This window comes from Methylobacterium sp. GC_Met_2, assembly GCF_026540795.1.
Taxonomy (GTDB): domain Bacteria; phylum Pseudomonadota; class Alphaproteobacteria; order Rhizobiales; family Beijerinckiaceae; genus Methylobacterium.
This window is the reverse complement of sequence record NZ_JALNUM010000088.1, coordinates 1-19,843: the sequence shown is the minus strand read 5'-3', so window position 1 is coordinate 19,843 and position 19,843 is coordinate 1. Positions and strand designations below refer to the sequence as shown.

The window sequence follows — 19,843 nt, the reverse complement described above, 5'->3', positions numbered from 1 at the left end:
ACGGATGTGGCGCGCTCAAAGGCGGCTCTAAGGCCCAGTCTAGGCCCGCTCTCTTGCGCTGACCTTGCGTCTCGTCCGGGGAACGCCCGCGCGGCGCGGCACGGCGGACGGTGCAGTCCCATCCGGTTCGCGGCGGCCGCGCTCGCATTCGCCCTGTGCATTGTGTGGGGCGGGCCGCCACGGAGCGCCGCGGCGGCGGAGAGTCAGGCTGCGACGCCCGTCGTCACGGTGCCGAATTTCTGGAATCCGCGCAGCCGCGGCGAGCGGGTCGAGGCCCCCCAGACCGGCCGGGCGGTCCGCTTCCTCACCGACGACGAGTTCCCGCCGCTGCACTTCGCCGGCCCAGACGGCAACCCGACGGGTTTCGTGGTCGAACTCGCCCGCGCGGTCTGCGAGAAACTGGCCATCACCTGCACGGTTCAGGCGCGCCGCTTCGATACCCTATTGGACGCGCTGGACACCAAGCAGGGCGACGTGGTCGCCGCCGCGATCCCCCTGACGGCGGGCCTGCGCGAGAAATTCCTGGCGACCCGCCCGTATTTCCGATGGGCCGCGCGCTTCGCGGCCCGGACCGACAAGGGCCTGCCGGTCCCCTCGGCTGCGGCACTCGCCGGCCGCAGCGTCGGGGTGATGGCCGGCAGCGCGCATGCCGCCTACCTCAAGGCGTTCTTCCCGAAGGCGGTGCCGAAAGATTTCACCGACCTGACGGCGGCCGAGGGCGCGCTCAAGCGTGGGGAGATCGATTACCTCTTCGCCGACGGCCTCAACCTCGCCCTCTATATCGGCGGCCAGGACGCGGAGAATTGCTGCGCGCTCACCGGCGGCGACTACCTGGAGAACCGCTATTTTGGGGAGGGGATCGGCCTGATCACCCGCCCGGAGGACGCGGCCCTCTCGCGCGCCCTGGACGATGCGCTCCAGCGGGTCTGGGACGACGGCAAGTACACCGAATTGTACCTGCGGTTCTTTCCGGTGAGCCCGTTCTGAGACACACCAAGGCTTCCACTGGAAGCGCGAAGCGGGAATCCTGCACGGCGTCGGGTCTCCATGGATCAGGAGCGGCGCATGACGGATCTGCTCGAGAAGGCCGTGGCGAAGGCACGGGTCCTCGCACCGGAGATGCAGGACGAGATTGCCCGGCTGATGCTGGCCTTCGTGGATGATGGGGCTTCCGTCTATCGGTTTATGCCGGAGGAGGAGGCGGAACTCGACGAATCCGAAGCTGCGGCTGCACGTGGCGACTACGCCACGGATGCGGAGGTGCGCGCCATTTGGGCCAAGCATGGGCTGTGAGACTGCGTCTAATCCGCCCCTTGGCCGACCAGCTCGATAGCGTGCTCGCCTACTGCGCCCAGCGGAACCCGCAAGGGGCTCGTCGTGTGCAGAAGCGTCTGCGAGCGCTCATGGATCTTCTGCTGCACCATCCCTTCGTGGGTTCGATGACCGCCCGCGGCGGCATCAGGCCCGTCGCGGCACGTCCGTATCCCTATGCCATCACCTATCGCGTTGCCGATGACGAGATCATCGTCCTCGGGATTCGACACACCGCTCGGCAGCCGCAAACCTGAACGCCAGCGGAGGCGCCGTGTCGCCTCTGGTCCGCGGCCCTGAATCCCCGCCTTGCACCGCCGGGCGTTCCGCTCCGGTGCGAACCGCTCTAGGGTGCGCGCTCCCAATTCGCGCTCATCCCAGAAGACATGCCCCCCGCTCCCCCAGCCCTGACACTCGATCCCGACACCATCGAGGCCGCCACCACCGCCGCCGCCTGGCCCTTCGAGGAGGCGCGCAAGCTCGTGGCGCGGCTTGAGAAGACCGGCAAGAAAGAAGTGCTGTTCGAAACCGGCTACGGCCCCTCGGGCCTGCCGCATATCGGTACGTTCGGGGAAGTCGCCCGCACCTCCATGGTGCGGCACGCCTTCCGGGTGCTCACCCGCGACGCGGTGCCGACCCGGCTGATGGCCTTCTCGGACGACATGGACGGGCTGCGCAAGGTGCCCGACAACGTGCCGAATCGCGAGATGCTGGCCGCCCATCTCAATCAGCCGCTCACCCGCGTGCCGGACCCGTTCGGCACCCATGACAGCTTCGGGGCGCACAACAACGCCGAACTGCGCCGCTTCCTCGACGCGTTCGGGTTCAGTTACGAGTTCCGCTCGGCCACCGAATGCTACCGCGCGGGCGTGTTCGACACGGTGCTGCTACGCGTGCTGGAGCGCTACGATTCCGTGATGGAGGTCATGCTGCCGTCGCTGCGCGCGGAGCGCTCGGCGAGCTATTCCCCGTTCCTGCCGCTCCACCCGGTCACCGGCCACGTCATGCAGGTGCCGATCGACGAAGTGAAGGCCAAGAGCGGCACCATCGTGTGGCGCGATCCCGCCACCGGCGAGCGCTACGAGACCCCGGTGACCGGCGGCCACGCTAAGCTGCAATGGAAGCCCGATTGGGCGATGCGCTGGGTCGCGCTCGGCGTCGATTACGAGATGGCCGGCAAGGACCTGATCGATTCGGTCAAGCTCTCGGGCAGGATCGCCCGGGCGCTCGGGGGCGAGCCGCCGGAGGGCTTCAACTACGAACTCTTCCTGGACGAGAAGGGCCAAAAGATCTCGAAGTCGAAGGGCAACGGCCTGACGATCGACGATTGGCTCAAGTACGGCACGCCGGAATCCCTGAGCCTGTTCATGTACACCAAGCCGCGCGAGGCCAAGCGCCTGTTCTTCGACGTGATCCCGCGGCACGTGGACGAGTATATCGGCTTCCTCGACCGCTACGCCGGCCAGGACACGAAGCTGCGGCTCGGCAACCCGGTCTGGCACCTGCACGCCGGCACCCCGCCCGAGCCCGAGCGGGTCGAGGGCGCGAGCCTGACCTTCGCGATGCTGCTCAACCTCGCAGCGGTGGCCAACACCGAGGATCCGGCGGTGCTGTGGGGCTTCATCCGCCGCTACGCGCCGCGGACCGGGCCGGAGACCCATCCGGGCCTCGACCGGCTGGTGGTCCACGCCCTGACGTATTTTTCGGATTTCGTGCGGCCGGCCAAGACCTATCGGGCGCCGACCCCCGAGGAGCGAGCGGCCCTGGAGGATCTGTCGGAGACGCTGGCGGACCATGCCGGCTCCACCGATCCGGAGGCCTTGCAGGCAGCGGTCTACGAGGTCGGGCGGCGCCACTTCCCCGACACGTCCGGCAAGGCCAAGAGCCCGGACGGGCGGCCCGGCGTGTCGCAGGCGTGGTTCACGAGCCTCTACAACGTGCTGTTCGGCGAGGCCCGGGGGCCCCGGTTCGGCTCCTTCGTGGCCCTTTACGGCGTCGAGGAGACGCGGGGCCTGATCGCGGCGGCCCTGTCGGGCGCGCTGGTGGCCGAGCACGAGGCCTTCACGGCCGGCAAGAATGCGGCCTGAGCCTGCGATGATCGTCGACAGCCTCGCCGCCCTTGAGGCGATCTACCACGCACCCCTGGCGCCCGCCTCCACGGTGAAGGTGGCGGTCTCGGTCACGCCGGACTATGCGGCGCTGATCGCGGCCTCGCCCTTCGCGGTACTGGCGACCTCCGGCCCAGAAGGGCTCGATTGCAGCCCCCGTGGGGACCGGCCGGGCTTCGTGCGGGTCGCCGATCCGCACACGCTGATCCTGCCGGACCGGCGCGGCAACAACCGGATCGATTCCTTGCGCAACATCGTGCGCGATCCGCGGGTGGCCCTGCTGTTCCTGATCCCGGGCTCGGGCACGACGCTGCGGGTGAACGGGCGGGCGGTGATCTCGGCCGATCCGGACCTCCTCGCCTCCTTCAGCGTCGACGGCCACGCGCCGCGCACCGCAATCGTGATCACGGTCGCGGAGGTGTACTTCCAGTGCGCCCGGGCGATCATCCGGGCCAAGCTGTGGGATCCGGAGGCCCGGGTCGATCAAGCGAGCCTGCCAACCCCCGGGGCGATCCTGGCCGCGCTGACCGCGGGTGAAGTCGGCGGCCAGCGCTACGATGCGGAATGGCCGGGACGGGCGGCCAAGACGATGTGGTAAGGTCCACGGGCTGCGCCGCTGCAGTCCGGACGCCTTCGTGGAACGGTTGCACACGATCCGCTCCCGTACGGTTTCAGCTCAGCCTTCAGGGGCCGAAGCTTACTCCGCTGCGGCTCCCTCCCGGCTGCAACCGGCAGCCAGGGCGGCGACTCCCTTTCGGGCACCGGCCAGCGGGATCGATTCCGTGTCATCCGAGAGTGTGATGCGGAGTGTCTGGCCGGACAGAATACGGACCCATTCGGGACTCAGAGCCGGCTCGGCCTTAAGGATGATGGTGTCGTCGAGTTCCTGTTTTTGCGCGCGCATCGGCAAAGCGAGCTTGCCGCCCTCGGACGCGAACACGACCTTGGCTCGCGTCCCGTCACGCGTCCGGTCCCGACCATCGATGTAGGAGACGGTAAACCGGCGGCTTCGTGTGTCGCAGACCAGCACGACACTCTGGTCGCTGGTCTCCGGCACCTCGTAGGCGAGCAAGATGCGTCCCTCGCCATCACGCCGGGCCCATTGCATCTCCGTCTGCGCCGATGCCGGCGCAGCGAGCAAAAGTTCCACGACCGTCGATGCGGTCAAGCCGAGTCGCCGCCTTGCCATGAATACTCCAAGTCATCCTGGCGGCGTCAGCCGCTCACATGCCTCGGGGCCATGATTTAACAGCACGCCATCCGGAGAGAAATAGCCTTCCGCACTGCGTTTCTTGGCGCTGACCGTGCGCCGCCTTGGGGATCGAACTTCGGTATCTGGCCTGACTTTGGTCGGGCACCTTCCGGCATTGGAGGACACGTGCCGGCATGGAGGATGAGCCGACCCGCTGCCGGGATCAGGCCGCTGGGCGTGCGGGTCGGAGGGCCCTTACCCCACCAGCGCCAGATCCTGCGTCTCGGTATCGGGGATTACATCGACCTCGACCTTGAGGCGCTGCTTGCCCGAGCCGCTGACGATGCCGTCCAGCGGTGCCACGTCGCCGTAGTCGCGGCCGCGCGCCACCACGATGTGGTCGTCCCGCACCGGCACGCCGTTGGTCGGGTCGAGGCCGAGCCAGCCCGCGCCGCACCAGACTGCGACCCAGGCGTGGCTCGCATCGGCACCGCGCAGGCGCGGGCGCCCCGGCGGCGGCACCGTGCGCAGGTAGCCACTGACATAAGCCGCCGGCAGGCCCATGCCCCGCAGGCCCGCGATCATCACGTGGGCGAAATCCTGGCAGACCCCGGCCCGCAGGGCGAAGGATTCGGAGAGCGGCGTGTAGACGTTGGTGGCGCGGGCATCGAACCGGAAGTCCCTGCCGATCCGTAGCATCAGGTCATGGGCCGCTCCGTAGGCGCTGCGGCCGGCGGAAAAGCTCGGCCGTGCGTAGGCGGTCACCTCGGGCAGCAGCGGCACCCGGCCGCTCGGATACAGGAAATGCACCGGCGCCCGGCCGCCGAGGTCGCGGCCCGCCACCACGGCGTCGCGAACCCGCTCCCAGGCCGTCCCGGATTCCGGCGGCGGCGGGGCCGCGCGTTCGACTCGCACGGTGGAGAGCGCCTCGACGCTGAAGACGGTGTGGGGCGTCTCCAGGGTGATCGCCAGCGCGTCGATCCCGAAATAGTCGTGCCGCGTCACCGCAGTGGCGGGGCTCGGATCGATCGTGACGGCGCTCGCCAGCACGCTCTGGCCCTCACCGTCCTGCGGCTTGAGCCGCAGGGTGCAGCGGGCGAAGCGCACCGGTCGGCCGTAGCGGTAGGTGGTGCGGTGGCGCAGCGTATAAATCATCCCGGCGGCCATGCCGTGAGACGTCTGTCGCCCGTGGACGCCGGCAAGAGCGAAGGCGCGTCGCAGCTCGTGCTGCGGATTGTTCTTGAAGCGACAGCGTCAAGAACGCCCATCATCACGCCAGCCCCGTCAGTTTTTCCGGGCGCAGCGCGTTCGGCCCCGTCGGAAAGTAGCGCGCCGCGATCCCGTCGGCGAGGCGTTCGAGGTCGGTCTCCAGGGCGGTCAGGCGCACGGCATCGAAATCGGCGGCCTCGCCGCTGCGCAGTTCCGCCAGGATCCGGGTGGCGAGGCGGACATGCGGCTCCGGGATACCGTCGGCGGCGAGCGCCGGCAGGTCGGCGAGGTGGCGGGTGATCGCCTCCGCCTGGAAGGCGATCGAGCGCGGGTTGTAGGGGTCGAGCAGCACCAGGTCGCGCACGGGATCGAGGGCCGCACCCTGCAGGTAGCGGCGCCCGTAGCTGATCTGCGAGTCGCAGAGCGACAGCATCACCCCGAGGCAGCCCGGCGTCGCCTCGTCGTTGGCGAAGGCGAGCGCGAAGGTGCAGGTGTTGACCGCCCGCTCGATCCGCCGGCCGAGCTCGACGAAGTGCCAGCCCTCCGCCCGGCTCATGTTCTCGTGGGTGAGGCCGGACAAAGCCGCGAGCTGGCTCAGCGCCCGCTCGGCGCGGCCCGCGAGCTGGGATTCGGCCAGCGCCCACCCGGTGTCGAGGGAGAGGGACTCGCCGAGATCGGCGAGCACCCTCCAGGCCTCGCCGGAGAGGCGGGCGCGCAAGGCGGCGGCGTTGCGGCGGGCCGACTCGACATGGGCCCAGGCCGAACCCGGCCGCTCGCGCCCGGCCAGGGCCTCCTGGGCGAGGCGGGCGGTGGGCAGGTCGGCCGCGCCGATGGTGGCCCACTCGTACAGGAGGGCCCGCAAAGCCAGGGCGGCCGGCGTGTCGAGGGCGCCCGAGATATCGGCCCCGACCGCGTCGCCGACGCTGCGCAGATGAGCCAGCACCAGCCGGATCACTGCCTCGGCGCGTTCCAGGTAGCGGCCGAGCCAGAACAGGCCGTCGGCCGCCCGCGCGGGGAGGTGTCCGCCGACCCGCCGCACCCGCGGTGCCGCGTGCAGACCGATCGCGGGCGCGGCGACCGGTTTTTCCGAGAGCACCCAGACATCCGCCGAGCGGATGCCGAGCCGCAATTCGATCGGATCGACATCCTCGCGTTCCGCGACCCGGCAGAAGCCCCCGGGCATGACCTGCCAGCCGAGCGGCGTCCGCGTGGCGAAGACCCGGACCACGAAGGGGCGGGGCGCCAGCGAGAGGCCGTCCGGGCCGCGCTCCCAGCCCGGCATGGTCGAGAGCGGCGCGGCCTCCTGGGCGACGTAGTCGAACGGTCGATCGCGCAGGGCCGCCACCACCCGCTCCCGCTCGGCTGCCAGGACGGGGCCCGCTAGGATCGCGTCGCGCCCCGCCCCACGCTGGGGCGTCGCGGCCGGGCGCAGGGTCAGGCTGTCGAGGTTGGCCTGCGCGTGCGCGAGGCCTTCGAGGTCGCCACACCACCACGTGCGCGGATGGCCGAGCCGCAGGGGCTCGCCGAAGATCCGGCGGGCGATGCCGTCGAGATAGGGGGCGAGCGCGGCCGACTCCACGAGCCCCGAGCCCGGCATGTTGGTCACCACCAGGGAGCCGTTGCGCAGGGCCTCGAGAATACCGGGGACGCCGAGCCGCGAAGCCGGGTTCAGCTCCAGGGGATCGAGAAAGTCGGAATCGATCCGGCGCCACACGGCGTCGGCGCGCTTCAGGCCCGAGACGGTGCGCACGTGCAGGCGCCCATCCTGCATGACGAGGTCGTCGCCCTCCACCAGCATCAGGCCGAGATAGCGGGCGAGCGCCGCCTGCTCGACATAGGTGCTGCTGTAGGGGCCGGAGGTCAGCAGGCAGATCCGCGGGTCGATCCGCTCGGCGCCCAGCGTCAGACCATCGCGAAACGCCTGGAAGAAGGCCGGCAGGCGCTCGACATGGAGGTCTTGGACGAGGTCCGGGAAGGTCCGGGCCAGGACCATCCGGTTCTCCAGCGCCCAGCCGAGGCCCGAGGGTGCCTGCGTCCGGTCGGCCAGCACCTGCCAGCGCCCGTCCGGTCCCCGGCCGAGATCGGCGGCGTAGAGCTTCAGGTAGTGGCCGCCGGGGGGCATGACCCGGTGGAGCGGGTGCAGGAATTCGGGCGTGCCGGCCACAATCGCGGCGGGGAGCAGCCCCTCCTCGACCAGCCTTCCATCGCCGTAGACGTCGGCGAGGATCGCCTCCATCAGCTCCGCGCGCTGGACGATGCCGGCGCTCAGCGAAGCCCATTCGGCGCCTTCGATCACCAAGGGCAGGCAGCCGAGCGGCCAGGGATGCTCGCGCTGGTCGCCGGCGATGCGGAACGAGATGCCGGCGTCCCGGATGTGCCGCTCCGCCGCGACGAAGCGGGCCAGGATCTCCGTCTCGGTCAGGCCGCCGAGGCGGTCGAGCAGGCGCGGCCAGGCCCCGCGGGGCTGTCCGTCCGGCCCCAGGAACTCGTCCGGCCGCCCGGGGACCGGCCGGTAGCCCGCGGCCCAACGGGCGACGCGCGCCAGCGGGTCCTCCGCCGGCTCGGCCCGGGCGAGGCTCTCCGCGAGCGCCGCCCCCATCACGGCCCCCCGATCATTGCGGAGCCGACGTGCGCAGGTCGAGGGTCAGCGGAAACTCCGCGCTCGGTTCCGGCCGGGGCATCGCGACCTGGCCCGGGGTATGGCCGTGCGGCTGGAACCGGGCGAGGCGCCGCCCCTCCGCCTCGTAGGCGTTGACCGGGTGGGTCTCGTAGTTGCGCCCGCCCGGATGGGCGACGTGGTAGCGACAGCCGCCGAGCGAGCGCCCGCTCCAGGCATCGAGGATGTCGAAGGTCAGCGGTGCGTGCGCCGGGATCGTCGGGTGCAGCGAGGAGGCCGGCTGCCACGCCTTGAAGCGCAGGCCCGCCACGGCTTCGCCGCCGCGGCCGGTGGAGGTCATGGGCAGGCGACGGCCGTTGCAGGCAATGACGTGCCGCTCGGGCACGAAGCCCTCGACCTTGACCTGCAGCCGCTCGACCGAGCTGTCGACGAAGCGCACGGTGCCCCCGCTTGTCCCTTCCTCGCCCATCACGTGCCAGGGCTCCAGCGCCTGGCGCAGTTCCATCCGGACGCCGCCATGCTCCACCGCGCCGAAGACCGGGAACCGGAACAGGGCCTGCGCCTCGAAGGCGACGGGATCGAAAGCGTACCCTGCCGCCCGCAGATCCTCCAGCACCCCGAGGAAGTCGGACCAGAGGAAATGCGGGAGCATGAAGCGATCGTGGAGGTTCGTGCCCCAGCGGACACAACTGCCGGTCTGCGGCTCGCGCCAGAGCCACGCCACGAGGGCGCGGAGCAGGAGCTGCTGCGCGAGGCTCATCCGCGCGTCCGGCGGCATCTCGAAGGCGCGGAATTCCAGGAGGCCGAGGCGGCCGGTCGGCCCGTCCGGCGAGTAGAGCTTGTCGATGCAGATCTCGGACCGGTGGGTGTTGCCGGAGACGTCCACCAGGATGTTGCGGAACACCCGGTCGACCAGCCAGCGCGGGATGTTGGGCGCGTCGGGGGCCGGGATCTGCGCCAGCGCGATCTCCAGCTCGTAGAGCCCGTCATGGCGGGCCTCGTCCATGCGCGGGGCCTGGCTGGTCGGGCCGATATACAGGCCCGAGAACAGGTAGGAGAGGGCAGGGTGGCGCTGCCAATAGAGCACGAGGCTCTTGAGCAGGTCGGGTCGGCGCAGGAATGGCGAATCGTCCGGCGTGACGCCGCCCATGACCACGTGGTTGCCGCCGCCGGTGCCGGTGTGGCGCCCGTCGACCATGAACTTCTCGGCGCCGAGCCGGGTCTGGCGGGCCTCGGCGTAGAGGTCGGTGGTGATGTCGACCGCCTCCCGCCAGGAGGCGGCCGGGTGGACGTTGACCTCGATCACACCCGGGTCGGGCGTTACCTTGATCATGCCGATCCGTGGGTCGTAGGGCGGCTCGTAGCCCTCGATCTGGATCGGCAGGTTCAGCCCGGCGGCGACCGCTTCGAGATGGCCGGCGAGTTCGAGGTATTCGTCGACGCGCTGCACCGGCGGCATGAACACCCGCACCACCCCGTCCCGGGGCTCGATCGACACCGCCGTGCGCACGGCCACGCCCGTGATGCCCGAGCCGTTGACGGTCGTCTCGCCGGGATGCCCGTCGGGCAGCGCGGCGCGGGGCTCCAGGGGATCCTGCGGCTGGTAGTAGGGATAATGCTCCGGTGGCACGTAGGGCAGGGACGACAGGGGCAGGCGGAAGCCCAACGGCGAGTCCCCCGGCACCAGGAAGGTGGCACCGCGGCGGAACTCCCATGTCTCCGAGATCCAGACCCGATCGGCATCGCCGTCCTTGCCGGTGGGCAGGCTGGCCAGCGGCAGGACGTAGCCCGCGGCCTCCCCGAGACCCCGCGCGTAGACCCGCTTGATCCGCGCATCGAACTCCACCGAGCCGGACTTGGCGTCGGCCGGCGTGACGTTGACCGGCAGCGCTGCGACCTTCTTCTCCCAGAGCTCAACGTCCTCGAAGGCCGGGAAGACGTAGTCGGACAGGCCGAGGCGACGGGCCAGCGCGTCGGTGAGCGCCTTGGCCTGCGCGATGGTGGCCGTTCCCTCCTCCCCGGGGGCAGCTTCCGGAGCGATCAGGTCCGGGTTGCGCCAGATCGGCTTGCCGTCCTTGCGCCAGTAGAGCCCGAAGGCCCAGCGGGGCAGGCTCTCGCCGGGATACCACTTGCCCTGGCCGTAATGGAGCAGCCCGCCGGGGCCGAACCGGTCGCGCAGGCGCCGGATCAGTTCGTCGGCGCGGCCGCGCTTGGTCGGGCCGACCGCGGCGATGTTCCATTCGGGGGCTTCGAAATCGTCCACCGACACGAAGGTCGGCTCGCCGCCCATGGTGAGCCGCACGTCCTGCTTCGCGAGGTCGGCATCGACCCGCTCGCCCAGCGCGTCCATGGACGTCCAGATCGCCTCCGAGAACGGCTTGGTGATCCGCGGCGTCTCGGCGACGCGGGTGATGCTCATCGCGAAGTCGAAGGTGGTCTGGGCCGGCTCCATCGCCCCCGAGATCGGCGCGGCCGAATGGTAGTGCGGCGTCGCGGCCAGCGGGATGTGGCCCTCGCCGGTGAGCAGACCCGAGGTCGCGTCCATGCCGACCCAGCCGGCGCCCGGCAGGTAGACCTCGGCCCAGGCGTGCAGGTCGGTGAAATCCGCCGAGGCTCCCGTGGGGCCATCGACCGCAGTGGTGTCGGGCACGAGCTGGATCAGGTAGCCGGAGACGAACCGGGCGGCGAAACCGATCCGGCGCAGCACCTGCACGAGCAGCCATGCGGAATCGCGGCACGACCCGCTCTTGAGCCGCAACGTCTCGGCGGGGGTCTGGACCCCGGGCTCCATGCGGACGCCGTAGGCGGTCTCCCCGGCGATCTGGGCGTTCAGCGCCACCAGGAACTGGACTGTGTTGGGCTCTTCGGGCAGCCGGCCCAGCAGCGCCTCCATTTCGGGGCACTCGGCGTCGACCGGCAGGCGATAGGGCGTCAGCTCCTCCGCGAGATCGGCGTCATACGCGAAGGGATGGGTCTGGGCGTAGTCCTCCACGAAGAAGTCGAACGGGTTGATCACCGCCATGTCGGCGGTGAGATCGACCTCGATCTTCAACTCGTCGGTCTTCTCCGGGAAGACGAGCCGGGCGAGCCAGTTGCCGCTCGGATCCTGCTGCCAGTTCAGGAAGTGGTTGGCGGGCGTCACCGTCAGCGCGTAGGCCGGGACCTTGGTCCGCGCGTGCGGCGCCGGGCGCAGGCGGATCACCTGAGGCCCGAGGCTGATCGGCCGGTCGTAGCGGTAATGCGTGACGTGGTGCAGGGCGGCTTTAATCGACACGATGGCTCCGTCGAAAGGATCGAACGCGGTTCTCGATGCCGGTCCCTGGCGCCGGACCCAACCGCGCAGTTATGCGATACACACCCACCGACAAGCAATTTCCGTGCGGCGGCCCGGCTGTCTGGCAGGAACTTTGCCCCGCAGCCCCGCTTGATCGGCAGGTGGGCCGGATGCCGGCCCGGGACGGCCCGATGAAGATTTTCCAGTGCCAGGCGTGCGACCAGCCGGTCACCTTCGAGGCGACCGGCTGCGAGAGCTGCGCCCGGCGCCTCGGCTATGTGTGCGCAGTTCACGAGATCTCGGCCCTGGAGCCGCAGGGGCTCTCAGGTCATCCTTTGATGGGCGGCGCGCGGGTGTTCCACGCCTACGCGGATCCGGGCCGACGCTATCGCCTGTGCAACAACGCCCTGTCGGAGGCCTGCAACTGGCTGGTGCCGGAGGACTGCACCGACATCTTCTGCACCGCCTGCCGCCACAACCGGGTTGTGCCGGACCTGTCGCAGCCCTGGAACCTGACCCGCTGGCGTCCGATCGAGGCCGCCAAGCACCGGCTGTTCTACTCGCTGCTCCGTCTGGAATTGCCGCTCGCCACCCGCGCTCAGTACACGGACGGGCTGGCCTTCGACTTCCTGGTCGATCCCGCCGAGAGCTTTTCCGGCGGGCCGCCGGTGCTGACGGGCCATATCAACGGCCTGATCACCATGAACATCGCCGAGGCCGACGACGTCGAGCGGGAGCGCCGCCGGATCCTGTTCGGCGAGCATTACCGCACCCTGCTCGGCCATTTCCGGCACGAGATCGGACATTATTTCTGGTATCTGCTGGTGCTGAACGGCCCCGCCTGGGAGCCCTTCCGGGCGCTGTTCGGTGACGAGCGCCGCAACTACGTCCAAGCCCTGCAGGATCATTACGCGAAGGGGGCGCCGGCCGACTGGGACGAATCCTACGTCTCGGCCTACGCCACGGCCCACCCGTGGGAGGATTTCGCCGAGACCTTCGCGCATTACCTGCACATCGTCGACACGCTCGAGACCGCATCGACCTTCGAGTTGCACGTGCGCCCGCGCCTGCGCCATAGGTCCGCGTCGCCGACGGTCATCGACTTCGACCCCTACAATACCTTGGACCTCGACCGGCTGATCGCGGCGTGGCTGCCGCTGACCTACGCGATCAATTCGCTGTCCCACAGCATGGGCCAGTCGGCGCTCTACCCGTTCAAGTTGACGCCCACAGTGATTGCGAAGCTCGCCTTCGTGCACGAGCGGATCTACGCCTCCCGCACCGGCACCCTGCCGGATGCCGGCGAGGCCGGGGCCGAGATGCTGCGCGCGGTGATCATGGGCCTGCGCCAGAAGGTAGCGTCGGCGACGGGGTGAGGGCCCGGCAGCCAGTCACGGCCGGGGACGCGGCAATGGTTTCAGCGTGATGAACCGGGCCGTCCGCGACGGGTCGCCCTCATCGGTCTGCCAAACGGTCCGAACCTGCGGGTCCATTCCGATCAGCGCCGCGAGAGGCCTTTCGAAATAGAGCTTAACGGCCTGGTGGCCGGTAAGGACGCGTTTGAAATGCGCCCGGCAACAGTGCGAGAGCAACGCATCCCGAACATCGTCCGGGTTACGGGGCGTAAGGCCGAACACCGCCAGGAAGCGGCCTTTCGCGGCTTCGTCCTTGTGATGGGGTTGAGAAGGTAATCCGCGATTTCGGCGGGAGCGATATGAAAGCGGGACAGCCAATCCGCTTCGCTCGTAGTCACCTGACCGCCCGTTCAACGAGGCGCACCGCAGCGGCATCGATCGTGGCCAGCGTGTCGAAGGGCTCCGTGAACTCGACCTCGAACGCCGCACCGTCTGTGTAGACAGCTACCACCGTACCGGTCGCGCCGGCCGGCACCGTCAGGTCGTCGTCACCCATCACAGGCAGTAGAACCCGCACGCGATCGAGTTCGCGAACCGGCTCAGTCCACTCAGCCCCGGCGGGCGGCACGTGCCTGTCCGGACGCTGAACACTCATGGCGCACACGATAGCCCTCTCCCCCGAACGCAACGCGGATCCGCGCCCGTCACGCCCCCCCGTGCCGCGCCGCGAAGGCACGGAACGCCTCGAGCGTCTCGGCGCTGACGTGATGCTCGATCCCCTCGGCGTCCCGCCGGGCAGTCTCGGGGCTCACCCCCAGCGCGCAGAGGAAACGCTCGACGATGCGGTGGCGCTCCCGGGCTTGGGCAGCCAGCCGACGGCCGGCCTCGGTCAGGAACACGCCGCGATAGGGCCGCTGCTGGACGAGCCCGTCCTCGCATAGGCGCTTGAGCATCTTGGCGACGGTGGGCTGCGCCACGCCGAGGCGCGCCGCGATGTCCACCTGCCGTGCCTCGCCGCCATCGCCGATCAGATCGTCGATCAGCTCGACGTAATCCTCGACCAACTCGGAACGCCGGGCCTCGCGGGCTTGGCGAAAGCTCTCCACGTGCCGCTCGGGATCGACCAGAACGGTCTCGGGCGGGCCCTGCTCGGACGGTTCCTGCATCGGCTCTCCCTCTCGGCACGCACGCGCCGCCCCGCCCCTGTCTAGCAAGAACCGCCCGCGGGAGGGGAGTCCCACAGAATCCCCATTTAGGGCTTGAATCCGGCGCGCTCAGCCCTGAATATAGCCAACGCTATATTTTTGAGGAGAAGGTGAGCATGGCGTCACCGAACGCCGCGACGACCCCCGGAAGCGCCGCGCCCGGGGCGATGAGCCGGCGGACCGAGGGCGCGATCCGCGACGTCCTCGACGGGCGTCGGAGCGGCCGGGGCCGGTTTCTGCTGTTCGTGGGGCCCGCCGTGACGGCGTCGATCGCCTACATGGACCCCGGAAACTTCGCCACCAACATCCAGGCCGGTGCTCGCTACGGCTACGGCCTGCTCTGGGTGGTGCTGCTCGCCAACCTCACCGCGATGCTGTTCCAGGCGCTCTCGGCCAAGCTCGGGATCGTCACGGGAAAAAACCTCGCCGAGCATTGCCGGGACGCGACGACCCGCCCGGTGCGCCTCGCCCTGTGGGGCATCAGTGAGGTCGCCGCCATGGCGACCGACCTCGCGGAGTTCCTCGGCGGCGCCATCGGCCTGTCGCTGCTCACCGGCATGCCGCTCATGGCCGGCATGGCGGTCACGGCGGTCATCACCTATGCGATCCTGCTCTTGGAGCACGAGGGTTTCCGGCCGCTGGAGATTGCCATCGGCGTGATGGTCGGCACGATCGGCCTCTGCTACGCGGTCGAGCTTCTGGTGGCCCCGGTGGCCTGGGGCGAGGCCGCCAAGGGTCTCGTGACCCCAAAAATCCCGGACGCGGAGGCGCTGACCATCGCGGTGGGGATCATCGGCGCCACCGTGATGCCGCACGCGCTGTTCCTGCATTCGGGCCTGACCCAGGGGCGGGGCAATCCGCGCAGCGAGGCCGACCGGCGCCTGCTGGTGCGCTACTCGAACCGCGAGGTGGTGGTGGCCCTGATGCTGGCGGGCCTCGTCAACATCGCGATGGTAATCATGGCGGCGGCGGCCTTCCATCTCGGCCACAGCGAAGTGGCCGAGATCGGCGAGGCCTACCGGACCCTGACGCCGTTGCTGGGCCCCGCCGCGGGGGCGGCCTTCCTGGTGTCGCTGCTGGCCTCCGGTATCTCCTCGTCGGTGGTCGGGACGCTCGCCGGGCAGATGGTGATGCAGGGCTTCACCGGCTGGCGGATCCCGCTCCTCGTCCGCCGGCTCGCGACCATGCTGCCGGCCTTCGTGGTCGTGGCGATCGGCGTCGATCCGACCCGGGCGCTGGTCCTGTCGCAGGTGGTGCTGTCGCTGGCCCTGCCGGTACCAATGGTGGCGCTGGTGGTGTTCACCCGGCGCCGGAGCGTGATGGGGCCCTTTGCCAACGGGCCGCTCACCCAGGCGGCCGCCATGGCGGGGGCTGCGGTGGTGCTGGCGCTCAACATGGTGCTGCTGGCGGCGGCGTTCGGGGTGCCGGTGCCGGGATTGGGGTGAGAGCCCGCAGCGCGGTTGTCGTGCCCACGCCTTCGCGTCACCGGACGCAGATCGATCGTTGGCTCAAGCCGCAGCCCACAGGTTGGCTGTGCAGAGATGTCGAAAATCCCACACAGCTCACATGACGCGTTGTCGGTAAGCGAAGCCGACGCGTAGCATGAGCCTCGCGAGAGACCTATGTCTTTGCTATGGGGATGGCGTCATGCGCACGGGCAAATTCAAGATCAGCTATCCGGCAGCTGCACAGCTCGCGTTGCTGCCCCAGGCCGAGAAGGCAGCTCTGAAGCGCCTGTTCGCAAGTGATGAGATCGAGCAGCCGGAAACGACGAAGCCGATCAGCGATGGTCGTTTCGTATCCCGGCTCGGAAACAAGCGTGTGCTGTGGCGTCGGCAATCCTCGGATAACGCGCCGGAGATCCTCTCGATCGTCGATCATTCGTTTGCTCAAGCCTGAATGAACAGTTTTGAAAGAATCAAATTCGATCTGAGGCACGCCGACACCGAATTGGCATCGTTCAAGGCATGGCTCGCTGCGGTGAATTTCGTTGGCGAGACGGTTATTGTTTCTGAAATCAAGAAGCGGCGACACATGGCCTGCCTTTTAGCTTCGACGTTAGGTCTGCCAGCGCCTGATATGATCAAGTTCGAACTCGCGCTCAAAGGAATGTTTCGCACCGACTTGGTGCTTGGTAACGATGGTCAACGCCGGTTCGGGCTCATCGAATTCGAGGATGCGGAAGCAACGAGCATCTTCAAGAAAGGCACCCCTCAATATCGTTTCTGGTCGCCGCGGATCGAGCATGGATTCACCCAGATCCTCGATTGGGCTTGGGTACGATCCGATCATCCAAACGATTCGGTTCTGCTCGGCGGCTTTGGTGGCCCGATCACCACGAGTGCTTATGCCGTCATTTGCGGTCGCGACGCGAGCTTGGCCGACGACGTGGAACGTAAAAGGTTCAAGCATCGTCGCGATCACCTTAAGGTGGAAGGCCAACCAGCTTTGGTGCTGACGTACGACGAGATGGTGCGCAGCATGGAGGATAATCTCTCAGTCGCGAAAACCTGGACTTGACGATGGAGCATGAACGGACCTCGATCGGATCGGAGCTCCTTCACGCGTCTTTACGAAGAGAAGATCTTTTCGCCCCCACCGCCCTCCCTCACATCGCCCGCACCACCACCTCCACGAGGTTGGCGCCCCCCGACCGGATCCCGGCCTCGATCGCCGGGGCGATATCGGCGGCGGCCGTCACCCGCCGCGCCGGAACCCCCATCGAGGCGGCGAGTGCCAGAAAATCGATCCGCGGGTCGGTGAGGTCCATGGCGATGAAGCGGTTGGCGCGCACCGAGGCGTAGTGTGCCTGGCCCTTCATGAAGGTCTTGAGGATGTTGTACTCGGCGTTGTTGATCACCACGAAGGTGACCGGCAGCTTTTCGTGCGCGGCTGTCCACAGGGCCTGAGGCGAGTATAGCGCGGCGCCGTCGCCGACCACGCAGACCACCGGGGCGCGGTCGAGGCCCAGGGAGAAGCCGACCGCGGCCGGCATGCCCCAGCCGAGCACGCCGCCGCGCATCGCCGCGTACTGATGGGCCGAGGGGCTATCGAGGAAGGTGCGCAGGTGGGTCAGGGTCGCGGGGGCCTCGTCCACGATGGTGGTCTCGGCCCCGACCGCGCGGGCCACCTCCCGGGCGGCCACCAGCGGCGCGATCACCGGATCCGCGAAGGCCGCATCCGCGGCGGCGGCGAGCTTCGCCCGGCGCTCGGCCCGGGCGGTCACGGCCCGGTCGCGCAGGTCCGCGAAAATCGCGGACCGGTCGGCGAGGCGGGGCTCGAGCAGCGGCAGCAGTGCCTCCAGCGAGGCGCGGATGTCGCCCACCGTCGACAGGCCGGTGGCGTAGGTGCGCCCGAGGTCACGGACATCCGCGGAGAGCTGAAACACCTGCACCCCCGGTGGCACCGCCGAGACCTCCGAGTAGAGCACGGTGATCAGCGACTTGCCGCCGAGCGCGAACACCGCGTCGTAGCGCCCGAGGATCTCCGCGATGGCGTCCGCCCGGGTCGGCAGGTTGCCGGCCCAGAGCGGGTGCGCAGTGGGGAAGGGGATGTGGGCCGGCCAGGACGAACCGTAGACCGGCGCCGCCAGGAGATCGGCCAGCGCCACCATCTGCGCCGAGGCGTCCGAGGCGTCGATCTCGTCGCCCGCGATCAGGGCGAGGCGGCCCGGTGCGATCGCGGCGAGTTTCTCCGCCAGCCGGTCCAGGGAGCCCGCCACCGCCCGCTGGTCGATGGTCGAGGTCTCGCCCGCGGGAACCGTGCTCATCGCCTCCATTACGTCCATGGGCAGGGACAGGAAGACCGGGCCGGAGGGGGCAGCCCCCGCATCGTGGAAGGCGCGGCGCAGCAGGATCGGGATCTGGTCCGGGCTCGTCACTTCGCGCGCCCATTTCATCACCGGGTCGGCGATGGCCACGAGGTCGCCCATCAGGAGCGGATCGGTCAGCGCGTGGCGCAGGTCCTGCTGCCCGGCGGTGACCACCAGCGGCGTGCCTGAGACCTGGGAATTGACCAGCCCGCCCATGGCGTGGCCGAGGCCGCCCGCAGTGTGCAGGTTGAGGAAGGCGGGGCGCCGCGCGCCCTGCGCGTAGCCGTCCGCCATGGCGACTGCGGTCGCTTCCTGCAGGGCCAGAATGTAGGTGATGTCGGGCGCCTCGGTGAGCGCGTCGATCAGCGGCAATTCCGTGGTACCGGGATTGCCGAAGATGTAGCGCACCCCCTCCGAGCGCAGCACCTCCACCAGGAGGTCGGCGCCCCGGCGGCGGCCCGCTGCCTCGACGGTCTCGATCGTCATGCCTGGCCCCCGGTGGAATTGGCCTGGAGGCTAGACGATGGATACCCCAGGGCAAGCCCCGGCGGCCTCCTGGCGCCGGACGGGCCTGCGCCGAGGCTCGTCGAGCGGATCGATGCGCGGCTCTTCGTCGGCTTGCGCCTCCTTTGGTCGCATGGTGCAACGATTCACGAACCCGTGATCCCGGGTCTTCCCGGGGTCGCAAGGTTCCGCCGGTCGATGCGGCCCGTTGGAAGGACACCATGGACCAGCGGACACCGCCCGATCTGAGCCGCGACGCCGAGGCCGCGGCGCGCGCGATCGCCCTGTCGGCGGCGCGGCGTGCCGCGGGCCAGGATCGCGACGACGGGTTCCCGCACGCGGATGTCGCCGACCTCGCCCGCCTGGGCCTGCTCGCCGCGCCGGTCCCGGCGGCTCTGGGCGGGGCGGGCCTCGGCGCGGAGCCGGGCGCCGGGGCGCTGGCCGAGGTGCTGCGCCTCGTCGGTTCCGGCAGCCTGGCGCTCGGACGGCTCTACGAGGGCCACGTCAACGCCCTCCAGCTCATCGGCCAATACGGCACAGCCGGTCAGCGCGCGCGCCTGTTCGCCGATGCCCGCGCGGGCCACCTGTTCGGCGTCTGGAACACCGAGCTGGCCGGGGCGGGCCTCGTCTTGGAGGCCGACGAGGATGGCCTGCGCCTGAGCGGCGCGAAATGCTTCGCCTCGGGCGCGGGCTTCGTGACCCGCGCCCTGGTCACGGCGCCCTGTCCGCGCGGGGGCGGGACCCTGATGCTGGTGGTGCCGCTGGAGCCCGGCACCCGGGCCGACCGCTCGGCATGGCGGGCGCAGGGCATGCGGGCCTCGGCCACCGGAACCCTCGATTTCGGCGGGATCGCCCTCCGGGACGACGCCATCCTCGGAAACCCGGACGACTATTTCCGCCAGCCGGCCTTCTCGGGGGGCGCGTGGCGGTTCCTGGCGGTGCAGCTCGGCGGCATCGAGGCCGTGTTCGACGCGTGGCGGGCCCATCTCGTGCGCCTCGGGCGCGGGGCCGATCCCCATCAGCTCGCGCGGCTGGGCGAGGGCGCCATCGCGGTCGAGGGGGCGCGGCACTGGGTGGCGCGGGCGGCGGCCCTGGCCACCGGCGGGACGCTGCCGGCCGCACGCGTCGTCGCCTTCGTCAACCTCGCCCGGCTCGCGGTGGAGAAGGCCGGGCTCGACGTGCTGCAGCTCGCCCAGCGCTCCGTCGGCCTGCCGGGCTTCCTGCACGGGCATCCCCTGGAGCAGCTCTCCCGCGACC

17 protein-coding genes are annotated in these 19,843 nt (G+C 69.7%); 10 read left to right on the top strand and 7 right to left on the bottom strand.

Annotation, left to right across the window (positions count from 1 at the left end; genetic code table 11):
• The first annotated feature begins 162 nt into the window (after positions 1–162).
• The 5 genes from OXS49_RS24020 to OXS49_RS24000 all read left to right on the top strand — a co-directional run bounded on the left by OXS49_RS24020 (position 163) and on the right by OXS49_RS24000 (position 4,017).
• On the top strand, positions 163–987 hold the full coding sequence (locus OXS49_RS24020) for a transporter substrate-binding domain-containing protein (RefSeq protein ID WP_267427179.1): 825 nt from the start codon (positions 163–165) through the stop codon (positions 985–987).
• A gap of 78 nt (positions 988–1,065) precedes the next feature.
• A complete protein-coding gene (locus OXS49_RS24015; RefSeq protein WP_267427178.1) occupies positions 1,066–1,293 on the top strand; it encodes a hypothetical protein in 228 nt (75 codons plus the stop codon).
• Entirely contained in the window at positions 1,290–1,568 is a 279-nt protein-coding gene (locus OXS49_RS24010) for a type II toxin-antitoxin system RelE/ParE family toxin (RefSeq protein ID WP_267427177.1), read from the top strand. Before OXS49_RS24015 ends, OXS49_RS24010 begins: the two co-directional genes overlap by 4 nt.
• A gap of 129 nt (positions 1,569–1,697) precedes the next feature.
• On the top strand, positions 1,698–3,398 hold the full coding sequence (locus tag OXS49_RS24005; RefSeq protein WP_267427176.1) for a lysine--tRNA ligase: 1,701 nt from the start codon (positions 1,698–1,700) through the stop codon (positions 3,396–3,398).
• Positions 3,399–3,405: 7 nt separating this feature from the next.
• Positions 3,406–4,017 carry a pyridoxamine 5'-phosphate oxidase family protein gene (locus OXS49_RS24000; protein WP_267427175.1) on the top strand — a complete coding sequence of 204 codons (612 nt, stop codon included), beginning with the start codon at positions 3,406–3,408 and terminating at the stop codon, positions 4,015–4,017.
• Positions 4,018–4,116: 99 nt separating this feature from the next.
• Here OXS49_RS24000 and OXS49_RS23995 read toward each other — a convergent pair whose 3' ends face one another.
• From OXS49_RS23995 to OXS49_RS23980, 4 genes are all read right to left on the bottom strand, one after another.
• Positions 4,117–4,587 (bottom strand): hypothetical protein, encoded by a 471-nt coding sequence (locus OXS49_RS23995; protein ID WP_267427173.1) that lies wholly within the window; start codon positions 4,585–4,587, stop codon positions 4,117–4,119.
• 279 nt (positions 4,588–4,866) lie between these two features.
• A complete protein-coding gene (locus tag OXS49_RS23990) occupies positions 4,867–5,766 on the bottom strand; it encodes a transglutaminase family protein (protein ID WP_267427188.1) in 900 nt (299 codons plus the stop codon).
• A 115-nt stretch (positions 5,767–5,881) separates the two neighbouring features.
• Positions 5,882–8,419, bottom strand: a complete 2,538-nt coding sequence (locus OXS49_RS23985) for a circularly permuted type 2 ATP-grasp protein (RefSeq protein WP_267427187.1) — start codon at positions 8,417–8,419, stop codon at positions 5,882–5,884.
• Between the two features lie 13 nt (positions 8,420–8,432).
• Positions 8,433–11,711 carry a transglutaminase family protein gene (locus OXS49_RS23980; protein WP_267427171.1) on the bottom strand — a complete coding sequence of 1,093 codons (3,279 nt, stop codon included), beginning with the start codon at positions 11,709–11,711 and terminating at the stop codon, positions 8,433–8,435.
• Positions 11,712–11,902: 191 nt separating this feature from the next.
• Here OXS49_RS23980 and OXS49_RS23975 point away from each other — a divergent pair, with 191 nt between their 5' ends.
• Positions 11,903–13,087, top strand: a complete 1,185-nt coding sequence (locus tag OXS49_RS23975; protein ID WP_243998225.1) for a putative zinc-binding metallopeptidase — start codon at positions 11,903–11,905, stop codon at positions 13,085–13,087.
• A 373-nt stretch (positions 13,088–13,460) separates the two neighbouring features.
• Here OXS49_RS23975 and OXS49_RS23970 read toward each other — a convergent pair whose 3' ends face one another.
• Positions 13,461–13,721 carry a DUF4926 domain-containing protein gene (locus OXS49_RS23970; protein WP_267427170.1) on the bottom strand — a complete coding sequence of 87 codons (261 nt, stop codon included), beginning with the start codon at positions 13,719–13,721 and terminating at the stop codon, positions 13,461–13,463.
• A gap of 49 nt (positions 13,722–13,770) precedes the next feature.
• Positions 13,771–14,232 (bottom strand): manganese-binding transcriptional regulator MntR, encoded by a 462-nt coding sequence (mntR, locus tag OXS49_RS23965; RefSeq protein ID WP_243998227.1) that lies wholly within the window; start codon positions 14,230–14,232, stop codon positions 13,771–13,773.
• 155 nt (positions 14,233–14,387) lie between these two features.
• Here mntR and OXS49_RS23960 point away from each other — a divergent pair, with 155 nt between their 5' ends.
• The 3 genes from OXS49_RS23960 to OXS49_RS23950 all read left to right on the top strand — a co-directional run bounded on the left by OXS49_RS23960 (position 14,388) and on the right by OXS49_RS23950 (position 16,791).
• Positions 14,388–15,716, top strand: coding sequence for an Nramp family divalent metal transporter (locus tag OXS49_RS23960; RefSeq protein ID WP_267427168.1), 1,329 nt, complete (start codon positions 14,388–14,390; stop codon positions 15,714–15,716).
• A gap of 202 nt (positions 15,717–15,918) precedes the next feature.
• The gene (locus tag OXS49_RS23955) at positions 15,919–16,170 is read left to right on the top strand and encodes a hypothetical protein (protein WP_243998232.1); all 252 of its coding nucleotides are present in this window, start codon (positions 15,919–15,921) and stop codon (positions 16,168–16,170) included.
• A complete protein-coding gene (locus OXS49_RS23950; protein WP_267427166.1) occupies positions 16,171–16,791 on the top strand; it encodes a Shedu anti-phage system protein SduA domain-containing protein in 621 nt (206 codons plus the stop codon).
• 88 nt (positions 16,792–16,879) lie between these two features.
• Here the strand turns inward: OXS49_RS23950 and OXS49_RS23945 are convergent, their stop codons facing one another.
• Entirely contained in the window at positions 16,880–18,568 is a 1,689-nt protein-coding gene (locus tag OXS49_RS23945) for a thiamine pyrophosphate-binding protein (RefSeq protein WP_267427163.1), read from the bottom strand.
• Between the two features lie 239 nt (positions 18,569–18,807).
• On the opposite strand from OXS49_RS23945, the gene OXS49_RS23940 reads away from it, so the two are divergent.
• Positions 18,808–19,843: acyl-CoA dehydrogenase family protein (locus OXS49_RS23940; protein ID WP_267427162.1), on the top strand; the 1,036-nt coding region annotated here is incomplete at its 3' end.

Coding starts and splice junctions, on each gene's coding strand:
- OXS49_RS23990 (WP_267427188.1), bottom strand. CDS start 5,766: ATGATTTATACGCTGCGCCACCGCACCACCTACCGCTACGGCCGACCG.
- OXS49_RS23955 (WP_243998232.1), top strand. CDS start 15,919: ATGCGCACGGGCAAATTCAAGATCAGCTATCCGGCAGCTGCACAGCTC.
- OXS49_RS23960 (WP_267427168.1), top strand. CDS start 14,388: ATGGCGTCACCGAACGCCGCGACGACCCCCGGAAGCGCCGCGCCCGGG.
- OXS49_RS24015 (WP_267427178.1), top strand. CDS start 1,066: ATGACGGATCTGCTCGAGAAGGCCGTGGCGAAGGCACGGGTCCTCGCA.
- OXS49_RS23970 (WP_267427170.1), bottom strand. CDS start 13,721: ATGAGTGTTCAGCGTCCGGACAGGCACGTGCCGCCCGCCGGGGCTGAG.
- mntR (WP_243998227.1), bottom strand. CDS start 14,232: ATGCAGGAACCGTCCGAGCAGGGCCCGCCCGAGACCGTTCTGGTCGAT.
- OXS49_RS23950 (WP_267427166.1), top strand. CDS start 16,171: ATGAACAGTTTTGAAAGAATCAAATTCGATCTGAGGCACGCCGACACC.
- OXS49_RS23945 (WP_267427163.1), bottom strand. CDS start 18,568: ATGACGATCGAGACCGTCGAGGCAGCGGGCCGCCGCCGGGGCGCCGAC.
- OXS49_RS23985 (WP_267427187.1), bottom strand. CDS start 8,419: ATGGGGGCGGCGCTCGCGGAGAGCCTCGCCCGGGCCGAGCCGGCGGAG.
- OXS49_RS24000 (WP_267427175.1), top strand. CDS start 3,406: ATGATCGTCGACAGCCTCGCCGCCCTTGAGGCGATCTACCACGCACCC.
- OXS49_RS23975 (WP_243998225.1), top strand. CDS start 11,903: ATGAAGATTTTCCAGTGCCAGGCGTGCGACCAGCCGGTCACCTTCGAG.
- OXS49_RS24005 (WP_267427176.1), top strand. CDS start 1,698: ATGCCCCCCGCTCCCCCAGCCCTGACACTCGATCCCGACACCATCGAG.